Here is an 11,654-nt window from a genome sequence, read left to right on the forward strand (position 1 = left end):
TTTATAAATCTATGTTACTTTTTCAATAAAAATTTACTTCTCTATTGCGGGGAGTTATTTTTTTGTGCATTTTTGTAAATATTAATTTTAATGCAAATCATTTGATTCACATTTTAAATTACATATATTAAAAAAAACACACGCAAAAAAAACACTAATAATCATTTTTATGGAAAAAAAATTACGTTCAGACTTGAGGCAATTTTCAATATTGCACAACTCTTCATTTTCTCTGAAATTTTAATTTCATCAGAAAGCACTTTTAAAACTTTAGCTTACATCAACGAAAAAAGTAATCTTTAATTTAATAAAGACAAGTTAATTCTGTTGCCTAAATAGGGAATGGAAATTTGTTTCTATTTAAATTATATTAAAAAATTACTAAACGCTGTTTAAACAATCTGTCTTAAATATTTCGAAAAAAACACTTTTTAATTTTATACGTATGAAAAAAAAATCGACACTACAGATTTTTGCTGCAGTACTTTGTATTGCATCTTCTCATGCTTATTCGAGGACGACATCCGTCCCTAAGCCAAATGAGAAACCCATTGGCTCCAGATTCAAAACACCTACTCCACCGAGTACTTTTGATCTGGATCCTCTGATCGTCATTTCACAAAATGTGAATGAAAAAGGACTGGTTGTAATGAGCGGAATGCTCAACAAACCATTCACAACCAGCAACATCCTGCTCTCCATTAAGTACCAGAATGCTCAGGGAGAATGGATTACAGGCTGGTGTAAAACATTATACTCCTACAATCAGTATAATGAAACACTGAAAGCTACTTTTGAATTACCCGCCTCCGTAAACCCAACTTACAATTTAAAAGTTGAGTTAAGTTCAGATTCGGCGAGCAACTTTTCGTCTGTAGCCTGGAACAAAGCCGTAACGCATTACAAAGCCGCAGATTACGCCGCAGTAAATTGCGATCTGGATGAAAATGAGTACACCATGCTTTTAACACCTAAAAAAGATGGTACCTTAATCACAGATGCCAACGGAAAAGTAACGGGTGTAAAAGACAGAGTAACCTCTGCTTATTCTTGGAATAAACTCAGCAACGTCTTAATGAATAATAAAAAAGACGATGTAGTTTTCGCTCCGACAAATCCATCAGATGTTATAACGGAAGCCAATGGCGCAAAAGCTGTAAAATTGGTAAACACAGGAGCAATTACTAATACGTTAGGAACAACTCCGGAATTTATTTACAATGAAGCTGCGGGACACCCGATTCCTTATCTGTACAGCTATGACGATCCTGTATATATGTTTGCAGGTAAATTTTCGGCTAATGGATTTTACATGAAATTCAGTCAGTGGCCGGGAGATGCTGACGGTCCGGGATATCATAATTTTAAAAATCCGGCTTATCTAGAGAGCAGATATTTTAATTTGTATAACAGAATTTATAAAAATTTATCTGATTTTATTCCTGATCAGGAACCTGTGGTTATTGTTTCAAGCATTGCAACAGGTTTAAGAGCTTATAAAAGTGACGGTACATTTATTGACCTAACACCAAACAGCACAAGTAATTACGGAGCTCCCTACTTTGGATATACCAACAACGTTTCAAGAAGAGGTCCCGGATCTGAAAATCTGTCAATATCTGACACTTCAGAATTAACATTGTATGGTGTAGGTGCCTTGAGAAATGATGTTTCAACTTCTTATCAGACCAAAAGATCATTACAGGATATTGAAAGAGAAATTTCAAAATTCATCAAGTACACCGGAGTTTTCGGAAATACAGTTTCATATAATAATGATGCTTCCGAATGTTCTAAAGAATGTTTCGCCATCAATGCGGGAGCGCTTCCGGATAATAATGCATTAGATTGGGCAAAAGCACCTAACAGTTATATTTTCGAGCCTAATCAGGACAGTGATGGTTTATTTATTCCTGTGAAAAAAGCTTACAAAATGTGGAATTCCGATTCTCGCATGGGAGGAAGCCCGATTCCTACAGGTACCATAACTGCCGATGTTTATTGGGAAGATATTCAAGGTTTAATAAAATCAGGAACCAACTATAGCTTAGAAATTGTAGGTTCAGGCGAAGATGCTAAAATCAAAGTTCCTATCAACAAAACTAAAGAAGGAAATGCCGTTATTGCTTACAAAGTAAACGGAGAAGTTTTCTGGTCTTGGCACGTTTGGGTAACAGACAATCCTAGAAACGGATCAACTTACAAAAGTTTTGACGGCGTTAAAAGACAAAAAAGTGACGGAACCATAGAACCAATTCCAAATTCAGATTGGGGATGGATGGACAGAAACTTAGGAGCTTTAAGCAACACCATTACCGGAACTGAATTTAATAAAAACGGAGGTTTACTGTATCAATGGGGAAGAAAAGACCCTATTCCACCTTTAGTTTACAAAGGAAATGATTTCTATGAAGCTTCAGGATCTGTCGGAAGAGTGAGACATAAGCAATCTAGAAATATGGCTAATGGAGCTACAAAAATTGATAATTTAATCAAAACAGTATTGTTGTCGAATGCAACTGTGCCAAACAATATTCGCTTGTCTGTTAAAAATCCTTTAAGCTTAATTTATGTAAACAAGGATGATAATTCTGGTCAGGCACTGTACAACAACAATGCTAATTTACAGGTAAACTGGTTCGGAAACTCATCATCACTTACTACAGATAAATTATCAGAATTAAATTTATGGTCTGATAATTCAAGAGGAATACTTAATTCCGTAAGCAATTACAATGATGACAACAACGCAAATCCATACAGAGACAAATCCTCATTTGACCCATGTCCGAACGGATGGAGAATCCCTTCAATGCTTGTTGCAAACTTAGGAAACACAAGTTATATTGATGATTTGAGAGTGGATTTCAGTCCATTTGGAATTAAAAATAACATCAGCAAAAATGTTTTTGAAGCCAACAAATATCACATCATTAAACCTAATGACAGCAATACTCCAAGCTATATGACAGGCTTTAAAATCTACAATAATGTTGGGGTAGATTTAAGCAATGTAGGCGGAAACAACATGGGAATCTTCCCAGGAACCGGAATTCTTGTAAGAGGATATCATGAAGGTCAATATTCAGATCAGCATGAAACATATTTATGGACGGCAACAATGGCAAAATGGTTTGACGTAACTCCTTCCGTTTCAGCCAGAAGTTTCCGTATGATTCCGGACAGAGATCAGCCGGATACACCGGATTCTTCTTTACCGGCAATCACAGGAAGATATCAATATTATCCTGTAGGTGGTGGAGCAACATCTGGAGCCAACGGATGTAGATGTATCAAAGATCCTTTATACGTTGTAAATCAATATGACTTCCCAACCGAATTCTTTAATGATGATGTTGAATATGCAGAAGGATTAAACAATCCAAACTCATATTCTATTGTTAAAAATACGGTTGAATCTACAATTCAGATTCCTATCAGCAAAGCATTCTCTGCGCAGAGTAAATTGTTGAATAATCCTGATATCTTAAATGCAACAAATTTCAATAATCTGAAAGCTAATGTATTGTGGTCTACCAATACAGCTTTGATTAGCAATATTTCACTTTCAAATACTGCTCCGGGTTCATTATCAGCGATTTCAAATACAAATATTACTGTTAAGATCGCTCCGAACCAGTCTGGTAACGCAGTCGTTACTTTACACAACGGAAGTATCACAAATCCAATTTATTGGAGCTGGCATATTTGGGTAACAAACACCCCGATCACATCTGTGGTTTATACAACAGAATTGCCAAATCAAGCGGCTGTTAATTACATCAATTACATTAAACCAGGTGAAGTAATAAAAACTGAAATAATGGATAGAGATTTGGGAGCAAATCAAGCCATTGCTGAAGCCAATAAAACTACTTCAACTGCAGGATTACATTTCCAATGGGGAAGAAAAGATCCACTGCCGGTTTTTGTAAATGCGAATAGAAATTCGGCTCCGGTTTATCTAGGAACAGCGCAGGCAAATGGTACGGTAACTTACACTACCCTAGCTTCTGCAACGTATTATTCAGATGCATATCTTAAAAAATATCCTGATTATTCGGTTCAGTCTAATGTGTTGGCTACGGATAAAATTTCAGATAAGATCAGTAAAGTTTTATCATATTCTGTGAAAAACCCAATGATTTTCATGGTTCCAACAATGACTACCAAAGCAACAGATCTTAACCACACCAATGGAGCTGATTGGTTGGCTAACGAACCAAATTTAGCGCCGGAAAGGTGGGGAAGAGGAGGAAAAAAATCACCTTTTGACCCTTGCCCGGAAGGCTGGAGAATCCCAGACTTAACAGGTGTGGCCAATACAAGTGTAGGTTCAAGTCCTTTTTATAAGCCAACAACGGGAATCAGTATTCCTAACAATTATGGAGGAACAAGAATCAACAGAACGCCGTATAGTTCTGCTGCAATTGGTTACTTATTCGCGAACCCTACATATAATATAGGAAGTTTTGTGAATTCTGGAGTTAGAGGTGGCAGAAATACAATAGAAGCCTCTCCTGCTGCTCCGGATTTCAATTTGATTGATTACACGTATGGTGGTTTTTGGTTAGGAGGTCTTAACTCAAATTACACAGGAAGAGCATTAAGAGTAGAGATCCAGAATAATGGAGATTATCTTACCGCGTTTAGCAGTAATTCTGATCCATATTTTGCTCAAAGCTGTCGTTGTGTGAAAGTAAAATATGACGAAAATGGTAATGAGCTAGGTCCAATTCCAAGATTACAGGTTACAAATGCCACATCTGGAGAAGCTAAAACAGTTTTACCAAAATCTATCATCGAGGAAAAAGTAGCTCAAAACAAACTTGAGTTCTTCCCGAATCCTGTGAAGAGCATTCTGTACATCAAAGGAAATGATAAAGCTAAAGATTACTATTATCAGATCTATAACATGTCCGGACAACTTGTAAAATCAGGCAAATTTGAGAATGAACAGACCGATCTGTCTTCTCTTACGCAAGGAGCTTATCTCGTAAGAATCAATAACTCCGAAACTATTGTGAAAATTATTAAGGAATAATAATTGATATTCAGATTTTTTTTAATCGCCTCAGCCTTGAGGCGGTTTTTTTAGTACAATTAAGAATATATTAATTTTAAAATTTCATTTTAGTCTTAATTGTTTGTATTTTTATATCTAAATTTTAGATGATTTAAATTATCAAAAACATAATATTTTAACAGAAAAATCTGTGAAACCCACTCATTCCGAAGTTTTCACATGATTTTAAGCATATTTTAATATTAAACTTTGTTAAAACTAATTGCGATTAAAACAAAAATTATATTTTTGCATGATTATTGATTTAATCTATTGAATTTGAAAATAATTTAAACGAAATAAATAATTAAACCTTTTTTAAATTTTAATTTATGTCACAATCGTACGAAGTTATTTTCGAAAACAATAAAAAATGGGTAGAATCAAAAGTTGCCAATGATCCAACGTTCTTCGAAGAATTAGCCAAAACTCAAAATCCGGATTTCCTGTATATTGGATGTTCAGACAGCAGAGTAACAGCAGAAGAATTAATGGGAACGCAGCCGGGCGAAGTTTTCGTAACAAGAAACATTGCCAATGTAGTTAATACTTTAGACATGAGCTCAACAGCAGTAATTCAATACGCCGTAGAACATTTGAAAGTAAAACACATTATCGTTTGCGGACATTACAACTGTGGTGGTGTAAAAGCTGCGATGACTCCTCAGGATCTGGGATTATTGAATCCTTGGCTGAGAAATATTCGTGATGTTTACAGATTGCACCAAGCCGAGCTTGATTCTATTGCAGATGAGGGTAAACGTTATGACAGATTGGTAGAACTTAATGTTCAGGAGCAGTGCATCAACGTAATTAAAATGGCCTGTGTGCAGGAAAGATACATCTTAGAAGAGTATCCTGTGGTTCACGGCTGGGTTTTCGACCTTAGAACGGGTAAAATTATTGATTTGGAGATCGACTTTGAAAAAATCTTAAAGGACATCCAAAAAATCTATAACCTTACAAGTTCTGATTGGGTAATGAGTAAAAAGAAAAGTTAAATAACTTTCTAAAATTTTAGGGATGAAATTCTGGAGTATTATTGTTTTAACGTTTTTCCTGAACTTTACAGCGCTGCCGAGCATTGCTGCAGTTTTCGGTTGGGAATTACAGAGAACCAATATTATCATCAACGAAGAAGAACCCCACTCTCATCCCACCTCTTTTACTGTTTACGAAAAAACACTTCCAAAGACTTTAAATGTATTCGATTACGTAAAGTTTTTTGAGCCTGATCTTTCAGGCAGATCTTTTGTGCTGATAGATGATGACTTTCATCTGTCACCATTACTTACCATATTTTCTCCACCTCCGGAAGCTAATTTTTAAGTTTAGCTAGTTTTTTTAATAGTATTCATATCAATTTTTGGTATTGAATCGACACGTGCTTTAAAAATTAAATTTCCAATCTTTATAACTGATCATTTCACAGCCGATCAGCTATATCACAGCATTTTCATATCATGAAAAACACATCATTAATAGGAGGAATTAAGGAGAATTTCCCTTCAGGACTCGTTGTATTTTTAGTTGCACTTCCGTTATGTTTAGGAATTGCATTAGCATCAGGAGCTCCACCCTTATCCGGCGTTATCGCAGGTATCGTAGGTGGTTTAGTAGTAGGAACGATGAGTAACTCGAATATTTCGGTTTCCGGTCCCGCTGCAGGTCTTACAGCCATTGTATTAACAGCAATTACAGATCTTGGCGCATTTGAACTTTTTCTTTGCGCAGGGATGATTGCAGGACTTATTCAGCTGATTTTAGGATTCGTAAGAGCAGGAAGTATTTCAAATTACTTTCCAAATAATGTAATTGAAGGAATGCTTGCCGCAATCGGGATCATCATTATTTTAAAACAGATTCCACATGCATTGGGATTTGATAAAGATTATGAAGGTCATGAATCAATCTTTGATAACGGACTCAACTTCGGTTACTTTACAGAACTTTTCGGAGCTATTCATCCGGGAGCTATTGTGGTAACATTAGTTTCCATCGGAATTCTTTTGGCTTGGGATAAAATTCCAACATTAAAAAGAATGAAAATGCTTCCCGGAGCTTTGGTTGCCGTAGTTGCAGGTATTTTACTGAACGAATTTTTCAAAATGACAGGAAGTTCATTGGCGATTGTTCCTCAACATTTGGTTGTTTTGCCAATTCCACAGTCTCTTGATGATTTTAAAAATTTGATCATTACGCCTGACCTTAACGGATTTACCAATCCAAAAGTATGGATCGTAGGCGCAACGATTGCTATTGTAGCTTCTATTGAAACCTTACTTTGTATCGAAGCATCCGACAGATTAGACCAACAAAGAAGAATTACAGACACCAACCTTGAACTAAAAGCTCAGGGAATCGGAAATCTGATAAGTTCATTCATTGGCGGACTTCCGATGACTTCAGTTGTGGTAAGAAGTTCTGCGAATGCAAATGCGGGTGCGACATCAAAACTTTCAGCGATCATTCATGGAGTTCTTTTATTAATTTGTGTACTTACAATTCCAATGATTTTGAATTTAATTCCATTGGCTACGTTGGCTGCTGTGTTGCTTTTAGTTGGTTATAAATTAGCGAAACCGGCAACATTCAAGCATTTCTGGCATTTAGGAAAGTTCCAGTTTATTCCTTTCGTTGCGACTGTTGTAGCTGTTGTTGCAACAGATCTATTAAAAGGTGTTGGAATTGGTTTGGCGATCTCAGTTTTCTACATTTTACAGGGAAATATGAAGAGAGCTTACTATCTGAGCAGAGAAAAACTGAATGATGCAGATGGAATTAATATCAAATTAGCTGAGGAAGTTTCATTTTTAAATAAAGCAGCTATTAAAAAGACTTTAAGAAATATTAAACCTAATTCTACGGTAATCATCGATGCCCGAGGAACTTCATACATTGCGACAGATGTATTGGAAATGATTCAGGATTTCGCGAATATCAGGGCGAAAGAAGAAGATATCAATGTAGAACTTTTAGGCTTTAAAACTTCTTACAAAGATTATGAGACCGATGAGGATTCTCATATTATAATTACACACAGAAGAGCAATGTAAGCTCATTTATAAACAAATATTTTTTTTAACTTTAAAATAAAATTCAAATAAACATATCATATGAAAGCACATACATCCGAAACTCAGTCAACCATTACTCCTGAAAAAGCGTTAAATTTTCTAAAAGAAGGAAACCAAAGATTTGTAAATAATCTGAAGGCAAACAGAGATCTTTTGGAGCAGGTAAATGCTACGCGTGAAGGACAGTGGCCTTTTGCAGTGGTTTTAAGCTGTATTGACAGCCGTACTTCTGCGGAACTTATCTTCGATCAAGGACTGGGAGATGTTTTCAGTATTAGAATTGCAGGTAATTTTGTGAATCAGGATATTTTAGGTTCAATGGAATTTGGCTGTAATGTTGCAGGTTCTAAGCTTGTTGTAGTTTTAGGTCATACAAAATGTGGCGCTTTGAAAGGCGGTCTGGATGCAGCACAAATTGAAGGATTGGGAATGGATAACTTGAATCATTTAATTAATCATTTCGATCCGATCATCAATGAAATCATCGAAGAAGGAGAAGAACGTTCATCAAAAAACAGTGCTCTTTTGGAAAGATTGAATCAGCAAAATGTAAAAAGCGCAATTGAAGATATCCGTAAGCAAAGTTCAACCCTTACAAGACTTGAGGAAGAAGGTAAAATCAAAATAGTTGGAGCGAACTATGATGTTGAAACCGGAGTTGTAAATTGGTTGTAGGACATTTAGCCACAATTATATAGTTAGTTAATTTTTAGATTATATTTTGAAAAAGACCACCGATGTTTTTCGGTGGTCTTTTATTATTTTGAGTGAATATCTTAATTTTATTCCTGCAGATTTACACAGATGATTGTGCTTATTGGGAATTTATGTTTTGGCTAAAGCTGATTTTGATAGATGATATTTTTAAACGGGCTAAAGCCCGTTTCTATTGATGCCCCCGTTCCTAACAAGAAAATTACTTTCCGTTAAAAGCAGACATTGTATTATTAATTCCGGCAAAAACGAATGATAGACAAGCTTTAGAGAATTTTTCGATTCTTTCGGGCAGTTTTTCGGCTTCTTCTTCGTTCCATGTTCCGAGAACGTAGTCGACTTGTCTTCCTTCTGAAAACTCAGCAGAGATCCCAAAACGAAGTCTTGCGTAATTTTGTGTCTGTAGGACTTCATTAATATTTTTAAGTCCGTTATGACCTGCATCTGAGCCTTTCATCTTCATTCTCAACATTCCAAAAGGCAACACAAGATCATCGGTAACAATCATTACATTTTCTAAAGGAATATTTTCTTTCTGCATCCAAAATTTCACAGCATTTCCGGAAAGGTTCATGTAAGTATCAGGCTTTAAAACCAATACTTTTCTGCCTTTATATTTGCCTTCTGCCATCCATCCGAAGTTGGTGGTGTTGAATGATGCTTCCAGTGTTTCGGCTATTTTTTCGGCTACTTTAAATCCTATATTGTGACGTGTATTTTCATATTCAGGGCCTTTATTTCCAAGACCAACGATTAAATATTTCATTGAGAAATTTTTTGCAAAATTAAGAGATAAAAAATAAAAAACTCAATCCGGTGAAGAATTGAGTTTAAATATTATTAAAAAAATTATTTCTTATAAAGGTTTATAAATAAAATTGATCCCAAATCCTTTCTTAACATAAGTCTGCGGATCGTAGTTGTAATCTGTAGAGAATACTGTTGGAGCCGGAATTGGCAACGAAAGATCTGTTACCGAAATTCTTTTAGGACTGTTTGGAGAAAGCATTAAACTTCTTATATCCTTGTAATTAGTCGAAATAAGTGCAGACACTTTATAAGCAACAGGTAATAATGTATAAGCGCTTATCTGAGTATCATAGTTTGAATATGCATAACCCAGTTTTTGAGTTGGTGCTCCATATACTATTCCTGTTGTTCCTGTCATTGGACCATAATATTTTACGGCTTTAGAGATATTATCTCCTACATATTCGTACCCTACTTTTGTATATTTCGTATAAGCAAAAGGAGTTCCTGAAACATCATCACCATTTCTCATAATGATAGAATCAAGCTTAGCTGTTGATCCATTATATTTTAAGGTAAAAATACTTTTCGTTTTCTTGAAAAGAGCTTTTATTCCTAAAACTGCAGGAGGAATCGGAGCATCTCTTCTGTAAATAGAACGATTTTCTGAGATAGACTCTAATCTTCCCGTGTTACCATACGTAAACAACTGAGAAAATGAGATACTGTCTTTCTCAAGTTTTCCATTTCCATCCATATCAAGGAAACCACGGAAATTGATCGTACTTACCTTATCACCACTGAACATTACATCTGTAATAGATGCGCTATCTGTAATTACTTTAGATAAAAGCAATCCGTTATAATGATATTCGGCAATCGTATCGGCATCTGTAATTTCTCGGTACAATGCTCTCGGGCCTATTAAGCCACTATTGTTATTTATATCTACTAATGGATCTCCATTTTCATCCAACATATCTTTACAAGAATGTATTGCAGTAAAACCTGCCAATAGTAAAACAAAATAGAAAAGTCGTTTCATTCCTTAAGGGGGATTATTTATTTTCCCAAAAATATAATTTTTTTTTGAATAAAAAGCATATATCTCCCTACATTATAATAAAACTAATAATTTATACCGTTCTTATAACGCTTTATAAACATAACTGGCTGAGTTAGTCTGATCTGAAATAGGATAATTCTGAGTATCATACTGATACGTTAAATTAACCGAAATTGCAGGCGCAGGCGCAGGATATGCAAAATTAAGGTTCCCAACGTTGTTTGCAGATAAATTATAGAAATTAGCAGGATGTATCAAGCTATACATCAAGAAAAATGTTTTAGGAAGCGTTGTATAAGGATTAATCTTCGAATCATAATTCGTAAAATTGAACGTAGTTGCCAATGAAGAACCCGCCTGCGGATTTCCGCTACTGTCCGTTACTCCCATTACAGAAACTACTTTTGTGATGTTATCACCAGAATAGGTTAATGTATTTTCCGTAAAATGAGTATAAGTAGGCGTCACCGTTCCTATTTTTTTCTTCTCCATGATCTTTGTGATCTTTCCTGCAGAATCATAAGTGTAGAAATAATCACTGTTTCCTATAATTGTAGATCCCGTTAGCATATTAGATGTAGTTCCGGAAATTCTTCCGTTCACGTCATAGGTAATATTAAATTCATAGCCTGGACTATTACTTGCCGTACCTACAAACTTCACTTTAGACATTTTTGTTCCAGTGTATGTTGGTGTACCCGTAAAGAAAGAATTTGGAGCACTTGCATCTGTAAATATACCTTTTTCCAGAACTCCAGCTGTTGTAATAAATTCCTGTTGGGTATTACCTCCACTAATGATTTTACTTAAAATTCTTGGCCCTGTAATCGTTGGTGTTCCACCGTTATTGTTTGTGTTGGTTGTTTTATTTTGATTGATGGGATCATCTGTTGTGTTGTCACAAGACACCAGAAATCCGAAAGCAAGCCCTAGAAGAGCTTTAAAAAGAAAGTTTTTACTCATGGTTAATGATTTTAATGAG

8 protein-coding genes are annotated in these 11,654 nt (G+C 35.4%); 5 read left to right on the top strand and 3 right to left on the bottom strand.

Annotation, left to right across the window (positions count from 1 at the left end; all coding sequences use genetic code 11):
- The first annotated feature begins 445 nt into the window (after positions 1-445).
- The 5 genes from A0O34_RS07830 to A0O34_RS07850 all read left to right on the top strand — a co-directional run bounded on the left by A0O34_RS07830 (position 446) and on the right by A0O34_RS07850 (position 8,817).
- Entirely contained in the window at positions 446-5,044 is a 4,599-nt protein-coding gene (locus A0O34_RS07830) for a T9SS type A sorting domain-containing protein (protein ID WP_082891126.1), read from the top strand.
- 353 nt (positions 5,045-5,397) lie between these two features.
- On the top strand, positions 5,398-6,066 hold the full coding sequence (locus A0O34_RS07835; RefSeq protein ID WP_066753436.1) for a carbonic anhydrase: 669 nt from the start codon (positions 5,398-5,400) through the stop codon (positions 6,064-6,066).
- A gap of 22 nt (positions 6,067-6,088) precedes the next feature.
- The gene (locus A0O34_RS07840) at positions 6,089-6,394 is read left to right on the top strand and encodes a hypothetical protein (RefSeq protein ID WP_066753438.1); all 306 of its coding nucleotides are present in this window, start codon (positions 6,089-6,091) and stop codon (positions 6,392-6,394) included.
- A gap of 134 nt (positions 6,395-6,528) precedes the next feature.
- Positions 6,529-8,121, top strand: a complete 1,593-nt coding sequence (locus tag A0O34_RS07845; protein WP_066753440.1) for a SulP family inorganic anion transporter — start codon at positions 6,529-6,531, stop codon at positions 8,119-8,121.
- A gap of 60 nt (positions 8,122-8,181) precedes the next feature.
- Positions 8,182-8,817: a carbonic anhydrase gene (locus A0O34_RS07850; RefSeq protein WP_066753443.1), complete on the top strand. Its 636-nt coding sequence runs from the start codon at positions 8,182-8,184 to the stop codon at positions 8,815-8,817.
- A gap of 241 nt (positions 8,818-9,058) precedes the next feature.
- Here A0O34_RS07850 and pth read toward each other — a convergent pair whose 3' ends face one another.
- The 3 genes from pth to A0O34_RS07865 all read right to left on the bottom strand — a co-directional run bounded on the left by pth (position 9,059) and on the right by A0O34_RS07865 (position 11,635).
- Positions 9,059-9,622: an aminoacyl-tRNA hydrolase gene (gene pth, locus A0O34_RS07855; RefSeq protein ID WP_066753446.1), complete on the bottom strand. Its 564-nt coding sequence runs from the start codon at positions 9,620-9,622 to the stop codon at positions 9,059-9,061.
- Between the two features lie 90 nt (positions 9,623-9,712).
- Positions 9,713-10,651: a hypothetical protein gene (locus A0O34_RS07860; RefSeq protein WP_066753448.1), complete on the bottom strand. Its 939-nt coding sequence runs from the start codon at positions 10,649-10,651 to the stop codon at positions 9,713-9,715.
- Between the two features lie 102 nt (positions 10,652-10,753).
- Entirely contained in the window at positions 10,754-11,635 is an 882-nt protein-coding gene (locus A0O34_RS07865) for a hypothetical protein (protein ID WP_066753451.1), read from the bottom strand.
- Positions 11,636-11,654 lie beyond the last annotated feature (19 nt).

The organism is Chryseobacterium glaciei (assembly GCF_001648155.1).
GTDB classification, from domain to species: Bacteria; Bacteroidota; Bacteroidia; order Flavobacteriales; family Weeksellaceae; genus Chryseobacterium; species Chryseobacterium glaciei.